Annotated in this window: 25 protein-coding genes; 5 read left to right on the forward strand and 20 right to left on the reverse strand. The window is 59.5% G+C overall.

The annotated features are described in order from the left end of the window. Positions 1-10: 10 nt before the first annotated feature. Positions 11-517: a ferritin-like domain-containing protein gene (locus BV071_RS07275; RefSeq protein ID WP_035604268.1), complete on the reverse strand. Its 507-nt coding sequence runs from the start codon at positions 515-517 to the stop codon at positions 11-13. 234 nt (positions 518-751) lie between these two features. Between BV071_RS07275 and BV071_RS07280 the strand changes: the two genes are divergently transcribed. Together BV071_RS07280 and BV071_RS07285 are read left to right on the forward strand one after the other, a co-directional pair. Further along, complete coding sequence (locus tag BV071_RS07280; RefSeq protein WP_265594174.1) at positions 752-1,021, forward strand: hypothetical protein; 270 nt, start codon at positions 752-754, stop codon at positions 1,019-1,021. Between the two features lie 86 nt (positions 1,022-1,107). Then, entirely contained in the window at positions 1,108-1,773 is a 666-nt protein-coding gene (locus BV071_RS07285; protein WP_035604273.1) for a response regulator transcription factor, read from the forward strand. Positions 1,774-1,813: 40 nt separating this feature from the next. Here BV071_RS07285 and BV071_RS07290 read toward each other — a convergent pair whose 3' ends face one another. Continuing rightward, the gene (locus BV071_RS07290) at positions 1,814-2,473 is read right to left on the reverse strand and encodes a response regulator transcription factor (protein ID WP_035604275.1); all 660 of its coding nucleotides are present in this window, start codon (positions 2,471-2,473) and stop codon (positions 1,814-1,816) included. 158 nt (positions 2,474-2,631) lie between these two features. Continuing rightward, positions 2,632-3,042 carry a hypothetical protein gene (locus BV071_RS07295; protein WP_265594175.1) on the reverse strand — a complete coding sequence of 137 codons (411 nt, stop codon included), beginning with the start codon at positions 3,040-3,042 and terminating at the stop codon, positions 2,632-2,634. Between the two features lie 311 nt (positions 3,043-3,353). Between BV071_RS07295 and BV071_RS07300 the strand changes: the two genes are divergently transcribed. Next, positions 3,354-4,985, forward strand: coding sequence for an FAD-dependent oxidoreductase (locus BV071_RS07300; RefSeq protein ID WP_035604281.1), 1,632 nt, complete (start codon positions 3,354-3,356; stop codon positions 4,983-4,985). Here BV071_RS07300 and BV071_RS07305 read toward each other — a convergent pair. After that, entirely contained in the window at positions 4,931-5,815 is an 885-nt protein-coding gene (locus tag BV071_RS07305) for an SDR family oxidoreductase (RefSeq protein ID WP_035604386.1), read from the reverse strand. The genes BV071_RS07300 and BV071_RS07305 overlap by 55 nt on opposite strands. Between BV071_RS07305 and BV071_RS07315 the strand changes: the two genes are divergently transcribed. Then, the gene (locus BV071_RS07315) at positions 5,805-6,758 is read left to right on the forward strand and encodes a DUF1080 domain-containing protein (protein ID WP_265594176.1); all 954 of its coding nucleotides are present in this window, start codon (positions 5,805-5,807) and stop codon (positions 6,756-6,758) included. The two genes, BV071_RS07305 and BV071_RS07315, sit on opposite strands and share 11 nt — an antisense overlap. Before the next feature lie 30 nt (positions 6,759-6,788). On the opposite strand, the gene BV071_RS07320 is transcribed toward BV071_RS07315, so the two are convergent. The 10 genes from BV071_RS07320 to BV071_RS07365 all read right to left on the reverse strand — a co-directional run bounded on the left by BV071_RS07320 (position 6,789) and on the right by BV071_RS07365 (position 15,500). Beyond that, complete coding sequence (locus BV071_RS07320) at positions 6,789-7,082, reverse strand: hypothetical protein (RefSeq protein ID WP_035604289.1); 294 nt, start codon at positions 7,080-7,082, stop codon at positions 6,789-6,791. 97 nt (positions 7,083-7,179) lie between these two features. Continuing rightward, entirely contained in the window at positions 7,180-7,644 is a 465-nt protein-coding gene (locus BV071_RS07325; protein ID WP_035604291.1) for a putative molybdenum carrier protein, read from the reverse strand. Further along, the gene (locus BV071_RS07330) at positions 7,641-7,913 is read right to left on the reverse strand and encodes a hypothetical protein (RefSeq protein ID WP_035604294.1); all 273 of its coding nucleotides are present in this window, start codon (positions 7,911-7,913) and stop codon (positions 7,641-7,643) included. The genes BV071_RS07325 and BV071_RS07330 overlap by 4 nt, the downstream gene beginning before the upstream one ends. 85 nt (positions 7,914-7,998) lie before the next feature. Continuing rightward, entirely contained in the window at positions 7,999-8,682 is a 684-nt protein-coding gene (locus BV071_RS07335) for a metal-dependent hydrolase (protein WP_035604296.1), read from the reverse strand. 239 nt (positions 8,683-8,921) lie between these two features. Continuing rightward, entirely contained in the window at positions 8,922-10,121 is a 1,200-nt protein-coding gene (locus tag BV071_RS07340) for a hypothetical protein (RefSeq protein WP_265594177.1), read from the reverse strand. A 6-nt stretch (positions 10,122-10,127) separates the two neighbouring features. After that, positions 10,128-10,826 (reverse strand): hypothetical protein, encoded by a 699-nt coding sequence (locus tag BV071_RS07345; protein ID WP_265594178.1) that lies wholly within the window; start codon positions 10,824-10,826, stop codon positions 10,128-10,130. Positions 10,827-10,914: 88 nt separating this feature from the next. Then, on the reverse strand, positions 10,915-11,793 hold the full coding sequence (locus BV071_RS07350) for a hypothetical protein (protein ID WP_035604303.1): 879 nt from the start codon (positions 11,791-11,793) through the stop codon (positions 10,915-10,917). Between the two features lie 604 nt (positions 11,794-12,397). Further along, entirely contained in the window at positions 12,398-13,420 is a 1,023-nt protein-coding gene (locus tag BV071_RS07355; RefSeq protein WP_265594179.1) for a hypothetical protein, read from the reverse strand. 16 nt (positions 13,421-13,436) lie between these two features. Beyond that, positions 13,437-14,270, reverse strand: coding sequence for a hypothetical protein (locus tag BV071_RS07360; protein ID WP_035604309.1), 834 nt, complete (start codon positions 14,268-14,270; stop codon positions 13,437-13,439). A 393-nt stretch (positions 14,271-14,663) separates the two neighbouring features. Beyond that, positions 14,664-15,500 carry an FKBP-type peptidyl-prolyl cis-trans isomerase N-terminal domain-containing protein gene (locus BV071_RS07365; protein WP_052573020.1) on the reverse strand — a complete coding sequence of 279 codons (837 nt, stop codon included), beginning with the start codon at positions 15,498-15,500 and terminating at the stop codon, positions 14,664-14,666. A gap of 166 nt (positions 15,501-15,666) precedes the next feature. Between BV071_RS07365 and BV071_RS07370 the strand changes: the two genes are divergently transcribed. Then, on the forward strand, positions 15,667-16,533 hold the full coding sequence (locus BV071_RS07370; RefSeq protein WP_035604312.1) for a GH25 family lysozyme: 867 nt from the start codon (positions 15,667-15,669) through the stop codon (positions 16,531-16,533). 6 nt (positions 16,534-16,539) lie between these two features. Here BV071_RS07370 and BV071_RS07375 read toward each other — a convergent pair whose 3' ends face one another. From BV071_RS07375 to BV071_RS07400, 6 genes are all read right to left on the reverse strand, one after another. Then, on the reverse strand, positions 16,540-17,292 hold the full coding sequence (locus BV071_RS07375) for a hypothetical protein (protein ID WP_265594180.1): 753 nt from the start codon (positions 17,290-17,292) through the stop codon (positions 16,540-16,542). A gap of 35 nt (positions 17,293-17,327) precedes the next feature. Continuing rightward, on the reverse strand, positions 17,328-18,011 hold the full coding sequence (locus BV071_RS07380) for a hypothetical protein (protein ID WP_035604319.1): 684 nt from the start codon (positions 18,009-18,011) through the stop codon (positions 17,328-17,330). Continuing rightward, positions 18,008-18,820, reverse strand: coding sequence for a hypothetical protein (locus BV071_RS07385; RefSeq protein WP_265594181.1), 813 nt, complete (start codon positions 18,818-18,820; stop codon positions 18,008-18,010). The genes BV071_RS07380 and BV071_RS07385 overlap by 4 nt, the downstream gene beginning before the upstream one ends. 100 nt (positions 18,821-18,920) lie before the next feature. Beyond that, complete coding sequence (locus BV071_RS07390) at positions 18,921-19,649, reverse strand: hypothetical protein (RefSeq protein WP_035604325.1); 729 nt, start codon at positions 19,647-19,649, stop codon at positions 18,921-18,923. A gap of 1 nt (position 19,650) precedes the next feature. Beyond that, a complete protein-coding gene (locus BV071_RS07395; RefSeq protein WP_035604327.1) occupies positions 19,651-20,418 on the reverse strand; it encodes a hypothetical protein in 768 nt (255 codons plus the stop codon). A gap of 24 nt (positions 20,419-20,442) precedes the next feature. Next, positions 20,443-21,906 (reverse strand): hypothetical protein, encoded by a 1,464-nt coding sequence (locus BV071_RS07400; protein WP_265594182.1) that lies wholly within the window; start codon positions 21,904-21,906, stop codon positions 20,443-20,445. Between the last annotated feature and the right edge of the window lie 61 nt (positions 21,907-21,967).

A 21,967-nucleotide genomic window follows, 5' to 3' on the forward strand; every position in this document is an offset into this window, starting at 1 on the left:
GAAAGGTCGCTCAAGCCTGCGCGCCGACTTCAAGCGCCATCGGCATCAGTTGTTCCGCAACTCCAGTGAGGGTCTTGTCCGCGGCCCCTTCCTCATCAATCGTCGCTTGCAGCAGGTCCACGATTTCATCCTGGCCCAGCGCCTCCGCCAGAGCCCGGGCACAGCCATAGCCGGCAATCTCGTAGTGCTCGACGCGCTGTGCAGCACCGATGATCGCCAGGTCCAGCAGGTTGGGATCACCCTCTTCCTCGAGAGCCTCCGCACCTTCTTCGATCAGGCCTTTCATGGCCTTGCAGGTCTTCCCGCGCGGCGTGATGCCCAGCACCTCTGCGGCTTTCGCGAGACGCTCGACGTGACCTTTGGTCTCCTCCAGGTGGCTGGTGATCGCTTCCTTCAGCGCTTCACTGCTGGCGCCTTTGGCCATCTTCGGCAGGGCTTTCACTAGCTGGGTTTCGGCGCTGTAGAGGTCTTTGATCTCCTGCTCGAGCAGGGTTTGAAGATTGTTCAGTTTCGACATGACGGTAGCTTGTAGTGGTTAAGAAGAGAGACTCCTTTCGCATTACTCATGCCAGCGGCCGCCAGCCGTGCATTTCCCCTGCAATGCAAGCCAGCGAACAACTGCTGCAGTATCAGCCCATGCAAGGCGCGCTACCGCCCGTTGCAAATCGAGCGCCGGGCCAAGTCGATTGCCTCTCCCATACGCCTGCACCGTGCCAAGGGCAGACGGCACGCCGATTGCGAAAGCTTCTTCATGACTCCACAAACCTCAAACCTTTCCCCCCGTGATCCATTGAAAGCCGCCACCCGTGCCGAGGAAGCAAGCGTCGCCTCCGAGGAACAAGGAGCGGAGGTCGCCAGTGCCGCGGAACGCGAAGCAGTGGCGGACGACTACGAGGCCTCCGCCCGCATCGACGATTCAGATTCCACCGGAGCGGACTTCAGCGATGAAGAGTATCACTCAGACCGGCCGGATACCGCCGCGATGCTCAATGAGGAGGGCGACGAAGGTGGCAGCGAGTAAGGGCGCCGACCCGCAAGCTGTCGAAGAAACGCCTACCGCACACGGCTTGCAAGAGCCGCAAGCTTCCTGAATATTGAAGTGCCGAAATGAGCCATCTTCTTCTTGTCGACGATCACCCCATGGTGCGCGCCGGACTGCGCCATGTGCTCGCCGCCGAGCCGGACCTACAAGTGGCCGATGAGGCGTCGTCCGCTGCCGAGGCCTTCTCCGCGGTGGACTCTCTCCAGCCGGACTTGGTCATCACCGACATTACCCTGCCGGACAAGAGCGGACTGGATCTGATCAAAGACCTCCTGGCCTTATACCCCTCCCTGAAGATCCTCGTCTTCTCCATGCATGATGAGATGCTCTATGCAGAGCGCGTGATACGCGCCGGCGGTCGGGGCTACTTGATGAAAGGCTCGGACAGCGACCAATTTATCAAGGCCGTCCGCGATGTCCTCACCGGCGAACTTTCCCTGAGCCCGCGGGTAGCGCGCCATATCCTCAGCCGCTTGGGCTCCACCGCCAAGACCGCTGCCATGATCGGTCCGGCGGTGCTGAGCGACCGCGAGCTGGAAATCTTCGAGATGCTGGGACATGGCTGGACCAGCTCCCAGATCGGCGAGAAGTTGCACATTAGCCCACGCACCGTGGATGCTCACCGCAACAATATCCGCCTGAAGCTATCGCTCCCCGACGCAGCGGCGGTCCTCCGCGAGGCAATCATTTGGGTCGAACTTGGTGAGAAAAAGCGCGACTCCCTCGCCTAGAAAGTGGCTACGGCGACGATCCGCCCTTAGAGATCAAATTTCATCGATTGCCTCTTCCGCCGCCGAGCTCCACCCATATCACGGCTTCCCGCATCACCGCGGGCGCATCCGGCAGGGACAACTTCAGGCGGATATTGTTGCGGTGAGCATCCACGGTGCGGGAGCTGATGTGCAGCCGCTCTGCTATCTGTTGGGAGCTGAGCCCCTGCCCGAGGAAATGGAAGATCTCCAGTTCGCGATCGGTGAGCACAGCCGGACCAAAAGTGGTCTCCCGCTTCTGACCTACGGACATCCGGTTCAGAATGTGCCCCGCCACCCGCTCGCTCAGGCTCAGGCTGCCCCACAACACCTCGCGGATCGCGCCGATCAAGTTTCCGCTGTCGCTGATCTTCGCCACATAGCCGCGCCCGCCCGCACGGATCACGCGCTCGGCATAGAGCATCTCATCATGCATGGAGAAGACCAGGATGCGGATCCCCGGGCAGAGCGCGAGCAGGTCCTTGATGAGCTCGAGGCCGCTCTTGTCCGGCAGGCTGATGTCCATGACCACGAGGTCGGGATCCGCCCTCGGAATGCCGGATAGAGCCGCTGCCGCGCAAGCCGCCTCCCCGCAATATTCCAGATCGGGTTCGCCCTCGATCATGCGACGTATCCCGCCGCACACCACCGGGTGGTCATCTACCAGATAGATCCTGCTCATCTGGTCAGGGACCCCAAAACCTCAAGGGGAAAAACAGCGGAAGCGATCAAGAGTAACAACGGAAACAGCGCGTGAACGAATGGGTTCCGTCCCTTGGGGTCGGCCCGGCCAAGTCCTTGGACCTTTCCGGGGCACCCTTTGGGGAGGAAAGCGGTGATTCAGGAGAGAGACCTCACACAAGTATCGATCCCGGAGATCCTCCGGTCATACGGATTGAACCCATCCCGAATGCATGCAAAGCAATCCTTCAGGATCTCGACGTCGCGCATCTCCGCGTAGCGGAAGAACTCCCAGCCCTCGCCCGGCTCCATGTACCAGGCACACACAATAAACGCATGGGTCTTCTTGGCATTGCCCAGCAAGTGGGGTTCCGCACAGTACAAGGCCTTGCGGTAGCTGAAACGGATCAGATGCCGCGAACGGATCGCTTCGCGGACATGATCCAGACTGGCATAGGGCAAAACGGGCACGGGAGATGAAATCACGGTCTTGGCCGGCAGGGCTTTCCAGATGAAACGCTCCACGGCCGGACCGCCGGGGAGAGCTTCCACCAAAGACGGAGTCAGCACCCGTTCAGCCCCACATTCAATCCCATGTGGATAGGCGAAATACGTGAGCTCGCATAAGCAGATCGCTTAGCCTCGAATCCGGAATATTGCGCACGCAAGAGCCCCACACGTGGCGAACACTCGTTTTGCATCGGCAGCATGCTCGAAACCTTGGGCAAAGTCTCACCCTCCTTGAAAAGCCAACCATGGCACAGTCGATGCGAAGAAGATCCATTCGGCGCACGCCCAAGCCCAATTCAGCGGGAAGATGTCCCAGGTCGTGCCACCGGCAGAACGGACCCGCAATTGCGGCGACAAGGAGCAAGAATCCAATGCATGATCGCAACACCATCAGGGACACCACTCCCTACTGGGAGGAAGGCCGCAAGCCGGCTTATTTCCACCCCTTGGATCAAGACCTAAGCACGCAGGTCCTCGTGATCGGTAGCGGCATCACCGGCCTGACCACCGCGTGGCTATTGGCGCGCGAGGGCCAGCAAGTAGTGCTCGTAGAGCGCGACGGCGTGGCCAAGCGCGATACAGCCCACACCACCGCGCACTTGACCTACATGACCGATACGCGGCTCTCCGACCTCGTCGCCACCTTCAGCCGCCGGGAGGCGATACAGGCATGGCAGGCTGGCCAAGCAGCCATGACTTTCATCGCGGACACAGTGGCAGAACTGCGGATCGACTGCGGCTTGCGGACAGTCCCCGGCTACCTCATAGCCGCCGAGAACTGTGATGCCGCAGAGGAAGAAACCCACCTCCAGGAGGAGGCTGAAATGGCCCGCCAGTTCGGCTTCGATGTGATGGTCATCGACCAAGGCCCCGTCACCAAGCGTCCGGCCATCCGCTTTGCGAACCAGATGGAGTTCCATTCCTTGAGCTACCTCGATGCCTTGGCCCAAGCCGCCCGCGATACCGGGGTGAAAATGTACACGGAGGCGGAGGTGACCGCCTTCGAGGACGAACCGCGCCGCGTAAAGGCCAACGGCCACTGGATCGAATACGACAAGGTGATCATTGCCACTCATGTTCCGCTCCAAGGCGAAGCGGGCACCTTGGGTGCGACTCTCTTCCAGAGCAAGCTGATCCCCTGCTCCACCTATGCCGTGGCCGCCATCATTCCTGGCACTGCCCCGGAACCGATGATCTGGTCGGACACTGCCGAACCCTTTCTCTACTTGCGGATCAGCCCCGAGAACGCCAGTCACCTCGCCATCCTGGGTGGGAAGGATCACAAGACCGGACAAGCGGTGAACACCCCGAAGCTTTACACCGAACTGGAGCGCAAACTCGCGGAGATGTTGCCCGCTGCTCAGGTGACCCATCACTGGTCCGGTCAGGTGATCGAGACGGTGGACGGCTTGCCCTACATCGGTGCCACCAGCGATCACCAGTTCATCGCCACCGGCTTCTCCGGGAATGGCATGACCTTCGGCACTGTCTCCGCAATGATGGCCCGCGATTGGCTCCTGGGCCGGAGAACCCCTTGGACCCAACTCTTCGATCCCGGCCGCAAAAGCGGCGCTGCACTGAAGGAATACCTCAAGCAAAACACCGACTCGGCCGTCCGCTTGATCAAAGACCGGCTGAAGGTCAAGGAGGGCAACCCCGAAGACATCGCTCCCGGCGAAGGCAAGGTGATCGAGCAAGAGTGCAAGCGCCTCGCCGTCTCTCGCGATGCCGATGGGACCTTGCATCGGCTCAATGCGGTATGCCCCCCACCTCGGCTGCATCGTGGCATGGAACCAAGCGGAAGGAACTTGGGACTGCCCCTGCCACGGCTCGCGCTTTGCCGCGGATGGCACCGTGCTTGCAGGCCCCGCAGAATCCGATCTCGAAACCGTCTGAAGCCAGGCCCCTGCGATCAGCGCAAGCCGGCTGGCCTGGAAGGATCGCGGTTTCACCCATTCACAATCTCGCCGCCATTCGGATGCAGCACTTGGCCGGTCATGTAGCTCGCCGCATCGCTCGCCAGAAAGACATAGCACTCGGCGCACTCCCACGGTTCGCCAGCGCGGCCGAGCGGGCTATCCGATCCAAACGTCGCCACTTCGTCGGCCGGGAATGTAGCGGGAATCAACGGCGTCCAGATCGGTCCGGGCGCTACGGCATTCACGCGAATCTTGTCTTCCGCCAGTTGGCTCGCGAGCGAGCGCGTGAAACTCACGATCGCCCCCTTCGTGGCGGAATAGTCCAGCAGCTTGGGACTGCCGCGATAGGCAGTCACGGACGTCGTATTAATCACCACCGGATGGGGCGATCGCTTGAGATGCGGCAGCGCCGCCGCCGTGAGGAAGAACATTGCGAAGACATTCGTCCGGAAGGTCTTCTCCAATTGCTCCTCCGGGATATCCACGATCGAAGGCTGCGGATGCTCCGCCGCGTTGTTCACCAGGATATCCAGTTTGCCCAAGCTCCGTACCGTCTCTTCCACGGCTTCCTTGCACGCGTCCGCAGAACGAATGTCACAGCGATGCAGCAAACATCGGCGCCCCTTCTCGCGAATGAGGCGCTCAGTCTCCTGCGCATCCTCGTCCTCCTCCAGATACACGATCGCGATATCTGCGCCCTCCCGGGCAAAGGCCAGGGCCACCGCGCGGCCGATTCCCGAATCGCCACCCGTGATCAACGCAACCCGCCCGGATAGCCTGCCGCTGCCTTGGAGTACCGGGTTCTCAAAGCGTGGCGCCGGCTCCATTATCGCTTCGCGACCGGGCTGGCGGGATTGATGCTGCGCCGGGCGCTGCGGCTCCTCGGCGGATTCATCCTTGGACTTGTTTGCCATCGTCCAGTCCTTGCAGAAGAGCGGCCAAAGCAATGACAACGGCAACAAGCACCCAAGTCCCGCGGTACCCATGAAGAAAGCACAGGCTCCACAGGCAGCATGCACAGCCTTGCATCACGGTCGCAAGACCATGATCGGCACCGCTGCCCGTCCCGCGACAACCCTCAAGCGAATCTCCGCCCTTAGCCCGAAGGCGCTGTCGTCGAGATCTTCGCCCTCATGGCCGAAGCTTAGCGGCTGGCTGCCATCATTCATCCTATCAAATTCCGCCACCCCTGCCACCGTCCCTCCCATGCTCAAAACCCTCGTCCTCCTCGGCACCTTCGCCCTGACCGCAGCCACCGCCATGGCCCAAGACTGGGAGCCGCTCTTCAACGGCAAGGACCTCAGCGGCTGGAAAGCCAACACCATGCCCGAAGCCTTCACCGTCGTCGATGGCACCATCCGCGCCCACGCGCCCGCCGAGAGCGCCCACCTCTTCTACGTCGGCGATCAAAAGGAGGGCTTCGTCTCCTTCAAGAACTTCATCCTCGAAGCCACGGTCCGCAGCGAACCGGAGGCCAATTCCGGTATCTTCATCCACACTGACATGAGCACCCGCGACAAGGCCCTCCACCTTGCCAAGGGCTACGAGATCCAGCTCAACAGCTCCGAGAAAGAGAAGCGCAAGACCGGCAGCCTCTACGCCATCGTCGACCTCGACAAATCCCCCGTCGACGAAAGCAAGTGGTTCCAAGTCCGCATCACCGTCCAAGACAAGCACATCACCGTCCACCTCAACGACCAGAAGGTCGTCGACTACACCGAGGAGAAGGATGCCAAGCGCCCGCCGGAACGCGCCGGGCGACTCCTGAACGAAAACGGCGGTGCCATCGCCCTCCAGGCCCACGACCCGAAGAGCACCCTCTACTTCAAGGACATCCGCATCAAGCGCCTGCCCTGAAAAGGCAGACGCTCTAACAAGCGCATTCCATTACCCTTGCACCGGCGGAGCACCGCCCTGGGTCGGCGCGATGACATCCTTGAGAAAGATCATGCTGACTCCCAGCAGCAGCCACTCGAAGCCATTCGACCAGATCTCCGCCAGCGCGAGATCCCGCGGGTCGCGGATATTCGTCGCCTGAAAGATCGCGAAGACGAAGTGACTGATCGGAATCAACGCGAACCAAGTCCACGCCAAGCGCAGCGAAAGCCGATCCGGAAACCGCGTCCGATTCGCGGAGAGAAAGACCAACACAAGGAGGTAGGCGATGATGATCCAAGTCATGGGTTGTCAGGAGGATTGATTCCAATCGAAACCCTAACATCCCCTCCGCTCAAGGTGGACTACAAATCGGCGGCATTCTTCCACGCGCTGGAAACCTTCACTCACTCTCAAGCAATCCGCTAACAATCCCCCGGCATCGCTCATAAATGCCGGCTTCGGTGCTAGCCCGGCTCCCCGCCACATTCAGCACGCGGATCCCATTCTCGTTCACAAAGGCCCGTAGCTTCTCCACTGCCTCTTCGTCGTTCATCCCATCGAGCCGCAAATGCAGCCACGGCTTGCGGTGCCTACGCGCGAAGTCCGCCGTGCGCGCCGAGCCGCCCGCCATCTCACCAAGCGTCAGGATCACGATCCCACCGCTGCGCTTCACATTGCGTTCCGTGCGCGCAAGGTAAGATGCGCCGTCCGTCTCGGTGAGCTGATAGCGCTCGGATATCGGCCCGTCTTCCGCCAAGCGTCCCTTCGGGCACCAGCCGCCGTGCGGGATCCCGCAGGCAATCGCGGCATCCAGCGCCGCGCGGTCGGCCCCCGTTTGGCCGCCGCTTACGATCTTTTCAATCACCGGCTTCCCGACAAGCTCGGTAGTCGCCGTACGTCCGTGCGGTCCTTCTGCGCGGCGTAGTCGAAGGGCCCCTGCGCCTCGCGCGACTCACCGAAGTGCACCGCCACGAGATGATCACCTTCCTCCACGTAGTAGCTCGTCCCGGGCTCCATGGAGAGCGCCTCCTCCGAACGGATCAGGCAACCATCCTCCCAAGTATCGACAATCTCCGCACTCATCAGCCGCTCGAGTCCGTTGGCGGCTTCCCTCACGTACACGTCGTTATCCATAACGCCCCAGCATGGCTCCGTTCCACGCCGGGGCAATCCGATTCCTCCTCCAGACTCGCTCGATTTTTGGAACCAGCTTGGCTCCTTAAATCCCGATCGTCTCGCCAATTCCCGGCAGCAGCAGTTCCACCCCCTTGGCCGTAAAGGCCGAATGGGCCGCCACCTTGTCGATCTTGATCGGTGGGAAGGTGTCATAGTGAACACCCACCACCGTGCGCGCCCCCACCCAGTTCGCGGCAATCGCCGCATCCTCCGCGCCCATCGTGAAATTGTCGCCGATGCACAGCACCGCGAACTCCAGCGCATAGCGCTCGCCGATCATCTTCATGTCCAGCGTCAGCGCCGTATCGCCGGAGACATAGAAGGACGCCGCTCCCGCCTCCACCACGAAGCCCACTGGCCCGCCGCCATAGGTCCCATCGGGCAGCACCGAGGAATGGATCGCATTCACCGCCTTCACCCGCCCGAAGGGAAAGTCGTAGGCTCCGCCAGCATTCAGCGAATGTGCATTGCTGATCCCCTTCCCGCCAAACCAAGTTACCAGCTCGAAATTCGCAATCAGCTTCGCTCCCGTCCGCTTCAGGATCGCCTCCGCATCCGCCATGTGGTCGAAGTGACCGTGGGTCACCAGCAGGTAGTCGGCGGGAATCGACTCGATATCGATTCCCTTGGCCAGCTCGTTCGGCGTGATGAAGGGATCGAAGAGGAGATGCGTCCCGTCGCTCAGTTCGATTCCGAAACAGGAGTGGCCGTAGCAGGTAAGCTTCATGCCATCACAACACGAAAAAGGCCTGCGGGGATCAAGTCTCTTGGGCTCAAGATAGGCACCGCTTGCATTTCCACATCCACCCGAGGGAGCCAACGATCTTGGGTGACCAGCTTGGCGGCAGATCCCTCTCCGCCGGAGCGCTTCTCAAGATCCTTCGGAGGTAAATCAGCAATGCTATTTTGTCATCCCCCTGTCGACACCCCTCGTCTCCGGACAACGAGCTTCCCAGATCGGGCAATTTACCTTTTCTGGTTTATCTGATTCAGGTGCTTGCGCCACTCCTCAAGTAACGCTTCGCTACCGACGCGCCGCTCCAAGTAATTCACCATACCTTCGGCCACCATCTTGGAATCATTGGTTTCCGCAATGTCCCTCAGGGATTCGCTGGCAGCCAAAGGATCGTCTTCAAGCCATTTATCGACATACTCCCTCAGTATCTTCGCACGCGCCTCGGTATTCCCAAGATCACAAACCATCGACAAACCTCGTCCGGGGTCAATTGCCAGAGACCCTGATATAAAGGAATTCAGCAAGTTGGCATCGATCTTCCCATCATTCTCAAGTCGATCCTGAAGAGGAATTCCTGGACTAAATGGATCAAGACGAAGAGATGTGTTTGATATCGAATATCTCACCACAGGATAACCCTCCAGCAAAGCACCTTTCAATAAACTTTCGACCACTTTTCTCCGCTGTTCAAGAGATTCCGGCTCGGCAATCAGCCGCTCGGCCACGGAAGATAGCACACCAAGCTCAGCGCTTTTTGGGGTCGCACCTACGGCCGACACCAATTCAAAATACTCAGAAGTCGTTGCTGCGTTCTCTTTCGCGCCCCGAATATAGAGCTCCTTCACCAAGGGATGGCCGGCCAAAAATTCGGCACCCTGAGCGCCTCGAAATAAGGACGACCTGCCGAGCCATAGGGCATTCGCGACCGATTGGTCTTTCCCCCCGCCACCGCGGGCTATTTCGCCCACGGACTCGAGAAACAGTTCCGGGCGTCGCTCCGCAATCCCAACCAAAAATGCTTCCTTCAGAATGGAACCAACATCGGGATCGACTGAATCCAAGAGAGCGGCCCATTCTCCAAATAGATCCTCTTTGCTCCATTTTTGAGCCTTCTTGTTCGTCAAATATCTCGCAACATCCGCCCTAACTTTCATCTCCCGCTCTTTGCCCGAGAGCCCCATGATCGACTCTTTGTATTCCGAGGAAAATATATCGATGGCTCCATCTTCCGGAGCGTGGGAACGCATAGAATCCGGCCCCTTTTCGACTTGGCCGCCACTCCCAACCTTTCCAGCCCGCCCCAATTCTAAAAATCCCCTTCCGGCAAAGAACAAGAAAACTCCGATCAGAATCGCAACCCCCGCATAACGCGAGTAACTCTTCGATCCTGATTCCCCGCGAAATATTTTTCTTACAAGGTTCAAATCCAATAATCACTAATACTTGAAGTCCCCATACTGGTCTTTCTGATCCGCAAGGGTTCTTTCAACCAGGGAATTCAACTGATCAGCGGTAGCCTTGTTACCGGAAATCAGAGCCCCCCCTGACATCTTGAGACCCAAACGTATCCCCGAACGATCCTCTGGAGCGACTGCCGCCGCGAGCGACTTAAGCCCTGATTCAAAACTTTCGACGTCCTTGGTCGTTTCGATGTAATACCGTTGAAAACCCTTCGACCGGGGTTCTCCATAGGGCATTTTCTCTATGAAATCCTTCAGGCGACCAGGATCCTCAGAGTAAGCTCCGATCAGGGAGCCATAAGCCATTTTTTTCCCTTGGCCCCTGCCGTGCTGCTCGATGATCTGTACGACTTCCTTTGCTTCGCGTTCCCGAACAAACCAGATACAACGGGTGAAAAAATCATCTCTCGTTTCCGGAGTGTCCTGCAAAGAGACGCTCGCGTGATCGATGAATTTCTCAAACTCCGGCAAATTTTGCTCCGCAAGGACTCCAACCTTGTCCCAGTCCACTTTGGAAAGATCCTTGCCGCCCAAAATCGAGTCGAACGTGTTAGACGGGGCTCCCACCCCAGCGTGGGATCCAACAGCGTGCTTTTCCGGCTTTGAGTGAACCGTCGGGCCCTCGTCCTTCTTCGAGTTACACCCAACCAGCGGGGACGAGGCGAGAATAGCCAAAAGGATCCTCCCCAAGAACGATCTTGGCGCCGGCGATCTTGACATGCGTTGCCTCATCCCCACTAAGCTAGGTTCGTATTGCTATCTCTCAAGGAAATGAGCATCCAGTGCCGCCTTTTACCTCACGGTTGGTGCACACCGCCGTCACGGTCTGGAATCGTTGATCTCCCGACATTGCAACGTTCGGCATGTTGACCACCACAGTGTGACCATTGGGGTAGAGCGCTTTGATCGCGGTCTCCATCTGCCCCTTAATGGTCGCGACGTTGACATTATTCGTGGGCGTGACCTCCCATGCAATGGTTTTCGTGGCGCTAGGCTCACTCGGAGAGACTGGGCCGACAATCTTGATCGTGATATTATTGTCCGCCGCGTCGAGTTCTCCTCCGAGGGTTCCCAAGTGTGCCTTGGGGTTGCCGGGGCAGGATCCGTTGTTGGTCACGGTGTAGCCCCGCTTGAGAGAAGGTCCGGCGTACGAGGGGGGGGTATAGCTTTTTCCGTTGGGAAGTTTGAGGTTCCCTTCGTGAAGCACCAACTTCAACACCACCTCGGAGACCGAGCAGGAAGCACAGTCTTCGTCAACGGCATTGGGCTGCGACTCGGCTCCCAATTTCACCTTATAGGAGAACTCCCACCGTATCGCTTTCGTCTGACTGTAGGTACTACTGCCCGTCACAACAATCGACCCAGGGGTCGAGTAGTCGGGAGTGGGGCTGTAAGTTCCCGTTGATTTCGTTATTTCCTTGTTAGACGAAGTGGAGGCACTGGGAGAGCCGGTGCCAGCCTCCAATTGATGGGTGGCCATGTTCCAAACGACGAACGAGGCGATCGTCGCGCCGCCGGTCCGTTTCAAAAATCGTCTTCTCGTGAGTGGACTCGGCTGCGCGCCCCCGCTGCCTTCAAGGTCCGACTGGAGCGCTTGGTGCAGACGGGAGGGAAGTGGCGTTAGAATGAATGAGGTGTTCATCGAGCTTTTTGTAACACATCTCAAATGAGGATCCGCCACTAAGAGATCAAGCGCTTTTTCACATATCTGCTCTTCGCCATCAATTTTGATTTATCATGTCTGATTTACCCCCTCCAACGACGAAAACATACCCCATCCGGCATCCCGAGATAAGTCTCCGCATGAGCCAAACCTAGCGCAAAGACCGCCTTTTGTGGCTTTGGCAGAGTTCAAGGTTGGTCGCGTGCACTTCACTCCCCGCCTTCACCATCACCTCCAGGTGACGCCCAGTTCATTCGTAATGATGCAGCGATCGAGAAGGAGATGCACGCCGCCCGCCGGTGCGATCCGAACCAGGCCCAACCGTAGCAGGTGGACTTCGTGCCCGATCACAACACGGAAAGGCCCCCTGAGAATCAAGTTTCTCACCCGGAAGCCCCTCGCCTACCCTCTTGATCGCACGAGGCAGATACCCGGTTTGACGGTTGCATCGATGCGAGCGTGAGGACACGCCGAAAGAGCAGCGACACTACCCTCGCCGCTACCTTCCAAGCAAAACCTCACCCTCGCGGGGATCCACGGGTGGACAGAGCGGCGGCCGCAAGCCAAAGCTCATCGAAGCTCTTCATTTCAACTCACCCTTCCACGAATCAGCCGTTGGATGATCGCCCACTGCTTCCAGTCGCTGGACCAATATCTTGACTCCCAGCTTATACAATTCCGGGGGAAATTTTGACTTATTGGCCTTCAAGAACTCTGTCGCGCTCTTCGAGTTCTGATCATACAAGCGATTAAACCCATCCTTAAACAGCTTGTCCCTATATGCCGGCTCAACCTTCTCTACGTTTTCCAAGATGTCAGCAGCGGGAATCTCCCTCGAGCTATTGATAACAGCATCAACCACAACGCTTTTATCCGCATCACTGAATTTCAGATTATTGATTAGCGTCGTGAGCTCCGGGGCGCTTTGCGGATCAACCTTGCTACCGAATGCAGACAGCACGTTGGTGCGATCCTTCGGCGGGAGATCAGCCACCAGATTTCCCACGGATTGGCAATTGAGCGGCTTTTGCTGCGCAAGGGCTGCTCCGATACCATTCGCAACTCCGTGGCGAAGGGGCGCATATTCGAAACCCTGCAGAATCTTGGCGGCTTCTGCAGGCCCAATATTTTGAACAATATGATTTAAATCCCTGCCAAAAAAACTAACCTTATCTTCAGGGTAGGCGCTTTTGTCGATTTTATTCAAAATCTCCAAAGTCACCTCCTTGGAAGCCAAATTGGGGGAGTCTCCTAAAACCTTCAGGACGTTTTCAATGTAATCGTCCCTATCGATTCCGGGTGCCAAGTTTTCCAAATTCGCCAGAAGCCCGTCTTTGTCGTTCTCTATCAAATGAGCTATTGAAGATTTATCCTTGGCCTGCGCATCAAGTTTCACCTCGCCTTCCGGGTGCCGCGGCCGCTCCGGGCGCGGGGAAAGGTGGCTTTCTTCCCCGGGCTCACCATGAGAGGTCCGCGACGTCTTTCCACCTTTCGCTCCGGGCAAGCTACCCGGCGAGTCCTTTGGCTTCTCACAACCAGAGATATTGAGCGCAACCGCCCCGATCAGGGCGAGCTTCAATAGTCCCAACCGAGGTATTTGATTCATCTTCAAAAGAATCACATCAAGAGCCCGATGCCAACGGGTAAAGCTCCGTCCTCATCACGTTGCCATTCTTCTTGAACTTCTTGACCTTGATAATGGTCCACGACAGCTCAGATGGCGTAACCTTAAAGTCCTTAAGATCGTTGACATTGACTTGGACACCCGCGTCAATCCCAACAACATCCTTGAATTTGAGGGAGACACCCGCACTTCCTTGATAGGCCGACCTGAAATCGTGCGTGAGCTCGGCTTCGACAGTGAAGGCGGTTGAGTTCTTGAGGGAGGCTACCGTTCTTCCCATATCCCCCATGCATTCGTCGTCATCGTCTGCCGAACCATCGGCTGGCGTCGTGAAGGTGACGCCAGTATTCCTATCGATGGTGACGGAGGTGCTCAATTGCTCCACCTCCAGTTTTTTCTCACCATCGCCCGTGGCACCGGGCGGCCCCGCGGTGATATAGTGGGTGCCGCGAATCGTCATCGAGGCGGTCATGCTAGCCGTCACCGTGAACTTCGTAGCCTCATCGGATTGCTTCGGACCGGATGCCGAGATTTTGGCTTCAAGCTTGCAGTTGTCCGAATTTCCAGGACCGACCGGGTCGAACGGTGTATCATCATAATTGCTCCAACCATGATAGCCAGCGCTGCCACCCAGATCCTCCCGCAGGGGGCCTTCATTCGGTTTGCCGCTATAGGGATCTGCCACGCAACGCAGAACCCATTCCACGGTCCACACATCCCCACTGCTGGGAGCCGGCGGCGGAGTGGTTCCGGCAGCGGCAAGAGAGTTCCACGCCACCACCGTAACCACCGTCGCGCCCCCCGTACGCTTCAGGAACTGACGGCGCGTCAAGCCTCTGGACGTCAAGCCGCCATCGGGATGGAGTTCATGGGTAAATCGGGCTGGTGAAATCGACAACGGAGAGGACTGATAACTACGCATTGGGTATGAGCCTTGCTAATTCATCCCATCTCTTCACAGCAACTCTTTTTCTCCGATCTAGGATATGCCGTTTTCTCACGCGCGGGTAAATTTCGGCCACCATCCTCCACTTCCTGTTAACATCCAGTTCCTAGACATGATGATGAGATCGGAAAAAAAGATGTGCCAGCCGCCCGTTCGATTCGGAAACAGGAGTGGCCGCAATGGCTGGGCTTCATGCCGCCACAACACGAAAAAGGCCTGCAGGGATCAAGTTCCCCGCAGGCCATCTGAGAAATAAGCTAGGGCTCTGATCGAGCGAGCTTACTGGCCTTCGCCACCGTCAGCGCCCGGGATCTGGAAGGGCAGGCCGCCGTGCGGATCCGCCGGAGCGTCCTTGATGTCCACCAGCTCAAGTTCGAAGATCAGCACGCTGTTCGGCGTGATAACATTGCTGCGGCGGCTGTCGCCGTAGGCCAGAGCGCTCGGGATGAAGAGCTTCCACTTCGCGCCGATCGGCATCATCTTCAGCGCCTCCACCCAGCCAGGGATCACCTGCAGGGTCATCGGCACCGGCTGTCCCGGAGGCGAGGCATCGAACTCGGTGCCATCGATCACGGTGCCCTTGTAGTTCACCATGAACTGCTTCTCCGGCTCGCCTTCCTTCGGCTCGGCGTACTTCTTGTCGCCGCCCTTGGCCAAAACTTGATACTGCAGGCCGCTGGCAGTCGTGACGATGCCGTCCTTCTTCTTGTTCTCTTCCAGGAACTTGGTGCCGGCTTCGAGATTCTTGGCGCCCATCTCCTTCTCGCGCTTCTGGATCAGGTCACCCAGGGCACCGAGCGCTGCCTGCAGGTCCGCCTCTGGCGTGCCCGGCTTCTCGCCCTTGATGCCAGCGATGAAACCCTTCAGGAAGGCCTCGGGATCCACATCCTCGGCAGTCAGGCCGTATTGGCCATACTGGTTCATGAATTGGCCGCCGGTCTTGAAGCCGAAGCCGTAGCTGGAGTCCGGCTTGACCTTCGCAGGGTCGACCTTCGGAGCCGCCGGCTCGGCCGCGGCTTCAGCAGGCTTCTCCGCGGCGCCGTCTTTCTGGGCGGCCGCCGGAATCAGGGTGGCGAGGCCGAAAGCCAGGACGCCGGGAGTAAGGTGCAATTTCATGTCGGCGCGGACGCTAGGGGCGGATTTACGAGTTGTCGAGCGGCCCTTATGACCGTTTGAAGGCCCGCTTTCGGGCGAAAATGCCCCTCGGCGGGCCTCGCCTGGACCCTCAAAGGCGGGAAAGCCCCCCTCGACAGGCGGGCCGCGGGCATGCTTGCCTTGGGCAATGCGAACCCTCTCCTTCCTGCTCCTCCCCTGCGCCCTGCTCCTTTCCGCCTGCGGTGGCGGCGGCTTCGGCGGCACCAGTGTGGCGGATTCCCCCGCCGTGCTGAATGTCTCCGGCTGGGACCCGAAGGAGCGCCAGCGCGCCGGCGCCGGCTACTCGGAGCACGATGTCTCCGCCCTCAAGGCCAATGGTGCCCTCGGCCTCATCGCCCGCTCCGCCAAGCCGCCGCTCATCGACGACAAGTTCCCCGCCTTCCTCAAGTCCGCGGACCGTGCGGGCCTCATGCTCGGGGCCTACCATTTCGTCACCATGAGCCAGGACCCCGCCGCACAGGCGGATGCCTTCGTCGACCGGGTCCGCTCGGTCGCCCGCGCGCAGGGGATCTCGCAGCGGAAAATCCTGCTGGTCGGAGACTTCGATACCGCCTCCTCGCCGGAGCGCCTGGTGAAGTTCATCCGTAGGGTCGAGGAGCGCACCGGCGTCACACCCGTGACCTATCTCGAGAATAGCGCCCGCCTGCGCAACAGCCTCAGCAGCGCCAGCCCCGCGCAGAAGTCCGTGATCCGGCGCTCACCCTACTGGATCGCACTCTACAGCCCCGCAGGCACCGAGCGCAGCATGGGCAAAACCCTCACGCCCGACGGGCTCACCAAGCAGTACGGCATCTGGGACGAGTGGGCCATGTGGCAATACGGCGGCGTCAACTGGCAAGGCGGCCGCTCCACTCCGAAGCACTACAACACCGGCTCATGGAGCAGCCCGAAGTACTTCGGAAACATGGCACACCCGATGGAGCGGAATGTCTTCAAGGGAGATGAGGGAGATCTGCAAGCGTTCTGGGACCGGCATGGGTTTGCGTGGTGGTGAGCCTACTCATTTCGACTCTTCAAGCGTCGCCTTCACGAAGATCAGCAGCTTGCGGCTGGAGTCGATCTTTCCCGCGTCGTCCTTCGGCGAGATGACCGCTGCCAGCAAGGGCTTGCCCGCGATCAAAGTCGCCCGGCAGTCCAAATGAACCGTATAGAAGACCGGCATCTCGATCTTCGAGACGTTTCCGCTGCGGTCCTTGCGCTCATTCCAGACCCGATTGCCCGTGAGCCACACCAGCGAAGGCTCAAGGTGCAGATCGATCGTCTTCCCACTCTCTGATAGTGTTGCCTCCATCTCCAGGATACTGCCCGTTTTGCGCTTCTGAAAAGAAGATGGCCTGGCCGGATAGACCATCGCGTCGAATGCGCGCAGATCTTCCGCCGTCAGCCCCTCCGCTTTGTCAGGTTGGTTGACCGAGTTCACCACTCCGCCAGCCTCGTAATCCGTCGCATAGGCGACCTCCTGACAGGACTCCGCCACCTGTCTCTCGCCGCTGCGGGCTATCGCCACGGTGGCCTCGACTACTTTCGCATCACCCTTCTTCACCATGGCCTCGATCTCCCCACGCAGCGCAGTGGCATCGGATTCCGTCGCATCCGTCTCGGAGAGCAGGCCGGTGAGCGCCGCGTGGGCCATCTCGATATACTCCACTTGTACCTGGATCAGGCCCGAGCCCTGCTTCTCTGTTCCTTCGGAAACCTGGGATCCCAGCTTGATCGGGAAAGCCAACAGGAACAGTGGCAGGAGTTTGTTCATCGCTTGCATGGGTAGTGATTGACCTTGCTCCCTCCTCATTCCCCCGGATGCAGATCGTCGGCTTTCACGAAGACCACGAGCTTCCTCGCGGGATCGATCTTGCCATCGGCATCGCTACTGCTCTGCACTGAAACCAAAGCCCATCCACCGGTGACGAGAGGGCGATTCATCCCGGTCGTGAACGAGACATAGGTAGGGCGACGGACCTGGTGGCGATTGCCGAACTCATCCGTCCAATCTTCCGAGACGGTCTCTCCCGCATGAATGGCAAAATGCCATTCGCCATTGAGGTCCACGGTCTTCTTACCCAACTCCGGTATGGTCGCGTCGAAGCTCGACCCCAGATTCCGGGTGGCGAAGCTTTCCGGCACCTTCGGCAGGCGCAGTGGCAGGACATGCTTCGGAGGAGGCGCTGGAGGAGGACCCGAGCCCAGTCCCCCGCCCTCCGGAGGCTCCGCCTCGGTCGGCGTGATGTGTTCGTGGATCGACTCCGTGGTGCCCTTCTGCCCCGGAACCAGCCGCAGCACGACCGTGTCGTAGCTTCTCGCCAGCCCCGCTTTCACGAAACCGCGCGCCTGCTTGAAGCGCGCGCCGCCATCCGCCCCGCTGGTCACGAGTTCCGCGGCGCGCTCCTGCGGCATCTCAATGACGTGAATGGTCACCTGGACATCCGCGAGTGCCGCGCCACACAGCAACAGTGATGCAAGGAGTGCCTTCATTTCACCTCGAGTATCTGGCATCTAACAAAGACCATCACCTTGCGGGAGCTGTCGATCTCTCCCTTCGCGTTCTTCGGTGAGAGCACCCCTGCAAGATTGTATTGGCCTGGGATGCAGGTGAGATGCGTGCTCATCCGCATGCTGTAAAAGTCCGGCATGGAGATCTGGCAGACATTTCCGGAGGGATCCTTGCGCTCGCCCCACACGGTATCGCCGGTATGCCAAACCATGTCGGAAGTGAATCCCAAGTCGATCCGCTTGTTATTGGCTCCGATGATCGGCTCAATCTCTAGGGTATTGCCAAGGTTGCGGGTCTCGAAGGAAGTGGGGGTTGCCGCCGCCACCAAAATTGCCAAGGCTTCGCGGTCGCTCGGAGTCAGGCCTTGCGGCTTGTCCGGCGCATCGACTTCATTCGGCAGCTCCCAAGGCTCGTATTCGGTTGGGTAGATGAGTTCCTCGATCGACTCCACCGTGGTCTTCTCGCCGCTGCGGGAGTTGGCGATCATGGTTTCCAGCATCTTCGCCTCCCCCGCGCGCACCATTTCCTTCAGACGCTTCCGCAGCGGCGTGGCATCCGCACTCTGCGGCTCGTCCGTGAAGAGCAAGTCGGTAAGCTGTTCGTGAGACAGCTCGATAAGCTCGACCTGCACGCGGACCATTCGCGGCACGGAGTCGCCTTGCCAACCACCGCCCCCAAAGGGATCCGCTTCAGCGGCACCGGCAGGCGGCTCGGGTTGCGCCTCTTGGGCCTGTAAGGCCATCCAGCACACAGGGATCATGGCGAGCACCAAGAGTCCAAAGCGTTTCATCGGATGGATTGGACGATTCTCCCGGGCTTCCATTCAAGGAAGATGAGCCAGCCGGGAAAAATGCGGTCTAGCCCAGAACGTCAGGAGTTGGATCAGCCCCCTACTTCAGCAAGTCCGCCTTCACGAAAACCATGATCTTCCGGTCGCGGGCCAGACTCCCATCCGCCTCCACCGGCGTCAGCGCGCCCGCAAAGCTGACACCCTTCGCTCCTGTAGAATTGCCATTCAAGCGCAGCGAATCGAAGGCTGGCATACGCTGCGCACGCGGCTTGCCGTCCAAGCCCAAGGTCTGGCCCATGATGCTGTCCCGGACGTAATCCACCTGCTCCAAGCTCCAGCGGACCCCACGGACGGGATCGCCGTCCACCTCCAAGCTCATTCCCACCTTCCGGGATTCGAAATTGGGCTTCCCGTCCATGGCTGCAAGCACCGGAAAGAAGGAAAAGGCGAGCAGCGCGCGCTCCGCTCGCTTCTGTTGCTCTTCCGGAGTCAGCTTCATCCACTCCTGCCGCTTCTTCTCGCGTTCGGTATCTAGTGAAGCGAAACTATCCGGATCATACTCGGTGAGATAGATCACCTCCCGGTTCGACTCGAGCGTTCCCTTCCCGCCGCTCTTCACACGGATCGAACTGGCATCCCGGAGCTTCGCGGTCCTGGCCGCGACCATCCCGCGCAGCTTCTTGAAAAGCTCTGCATCGGAAAGGCCTTCCGCAAGCAAAGCGCTCATCCGCTCTTGATTCACTTCCACTTGATAGACGGTGACCTGCACATCGCCCGCCACTGCAAGCTGCGCGAGAAGCAAAACAAATGCTGCCAGCAAAGCTTTCATCTCACTTCACCTCCTGGACGGTCGCCTTCACAAAGACCATCAGCTTCCGGCTGAAGTCGACCTTGCCCTTGTCATCCTTCGGCGAGATCACGGCGGCGAGCGCGGGCTTGCCGTTGATCAGCGTGAGTGCGGTGCTGAAGCGCACGGAATAAAAGAGCGGCGTTTCAATCTTCGAGACATTGCCGCTGCGGCTCTTGTGCTCGCCCCAGGTTTCGTTGCCGGTGAACCAAGTGAGGTCCGGGGAGAGCTTCAGCTCGATCGTCTTGTTGTCCTCCGACAAGGTCGGCTCGATCTCCAGCGCACTGCCGACATTGCGGGTCTCGAAGGAAGTCGGAGTCGCCGGAGTCACGAGCATATCCAGCGCGAGAATGTCTTCGGGCGTTAGACCACCGGGCTTGTCGGGAATGTCCACTTCGTTCGGCACCTCTGCCGGCTCCCACTCGGTCGGATAGATCATCTCCTGCACCGACTCGCTGGTCTGCTTCTCACCGCTGCGCCCGGTGGCCAGCAGGGTTTCCATGACCTTGCCCTCGCCCTTCTTCACCAGCGCCTGCACCTTGCCGCGCAGAGCGGTGGCATCAGACTGCGAGGCGTCGTCCTCGAAAAGCAAGTTGCTGACGGTAGCCAGCGGCAGGTCCAGATACTCGACCTGCACACGGATCAGCTTGGGCTGCTCCACAGCCTCTTCATCTTCGGCTGCTTCCTGGGCATGGAGAGATAGCGGCAAGAGGCCGAGCATCAGTGACAGTGGCGTCAGGAGTTTCTTCATGAGAGGAGTGTGCATGCTTTGGGTTCAGGGAAGCTGAAGATCATCGGCGCGGACAAACACCACCAGCTTGCGGGAGGGATCAATCCTGCCCGTGGCATCGCTGGAGTTTTGCACGGAGAGCAGTTGCCAATGGCCGGCCGCCACGGTGCAATCCAAGTCCGCCTTGAAGCTGGTGTAGAGCGGCATCTTGCGCGGGAAGCGGTTGCCCAGCGGATCAGTCCAGTCTTCCGAGATCGAATCTCCCCGATAGAGCTCGAAGCTCCACTCTCCGCCGACATCAACGAAGTGGCCGTGCGGAGACGGCGAAACCTCGCAGGAGTTGCCGACGTTTCGGATCTCAAAGCTGGTCGGCAGGTGGGGAAAGCGGATCTGCGGCGGTGGTGGCGGCGGCGGTGCCGGATTCTTGGCGGGGTCCGCTTGAAACAGAGTGCACGAAGGTCCCCCTTCATAAGGTGCGATGCGTTCCTGGATGGAATCCAGCTCGCCCCTTTCTCCGCTAGCCACTCTCACCACCGAGGTCTCGAAAAGCTTCGCCCGACCGGCCTTCACAAACTCGCGGGACATCCGGAACAAGGTGTCACCGCTGGCATCGCTCACGCCCAATTCGGCGGCAAGTTCCTGCGACATCTCCACCACGTGCGCACTTACCAAGACATCGGAAAGCGCTGTGGTATGGACGCCGGCGACGCAGCACTTCACGAAGACCATGATCTTGCGCGAGGGATCGGTCGCGCCTTTCGCATCCTGCGGCGAAAGCACGCCGGCCAGGACCTGCTGCCCGACGGGACAGCTCAACTTGGTGCGCAACTGCATGCGGTAGATCTCCGGCAGCTCCGCCTTGGTCAGATTCCCCGCACTGTCCTTGCGCTGCACCATCAGCGTCCGGCCGGTCGCCCATGCCAGGGTCGGCTCCAGCTGCAGATAGACCCGGTCTTCCACCACACTCGGAAGGACATCCAGGCTCGCGCCCAGATTGCGGATCTCAAAGGAAGTGGGAGTCGCAGGTGCAACCATGGCCTCCAGCCCGCGGCGATCTTCCAGCGTAAGCCGCTGGGGCTCCCCCGGCGGATCGATCTCCCGTGGCACTTCCCAAGGTTCGAATTCACTGGGGTAGATCCACTCCGGCTGGGATCCTACGGTCGCCTGGACGCCGCTGCGGCCGGAGACCAGCATGGTTTCGAGCAGCCTCGCTTGCCCGGCTTGGAGCATGCCCTGGAGCTTCTTGCGCAGCGGGGTCCCGTCTGCGGCAGGAGGCTCGCCGCTGAAAAGCAGATCGAGGACTTGTTCGTGGGAGACTTCGATGAACTCGACTTGGACGCTCACGGCCCGTGGCGGGCCGGGATCCGGCTCCAAGTCCTGCTCCGACTTGCCGAAGGGGTCATGTCGCCCACCAGCGAAAGGATCCTTTTCATCCTCCGCCACGAGCGGGCCACTGCCGCCCAGGAGCAGCAGCAGCAAAGCCGCGATTCGGATGGAGGAATTCCTCATCGGAGGCATGAGACGACAACCCGGGTGCTTTATTCAAGGGAGACGGCAAGTTCCGGGATGA

Source organism: Haloferula sp. BvORR071 (assembly GCF_000739615.1).
GTDB lineage: Bacteria > Verrucomicrobiota > Verrucomicrobiia > Verrucomicrobiales > Akkermansiaceae > Haloferula.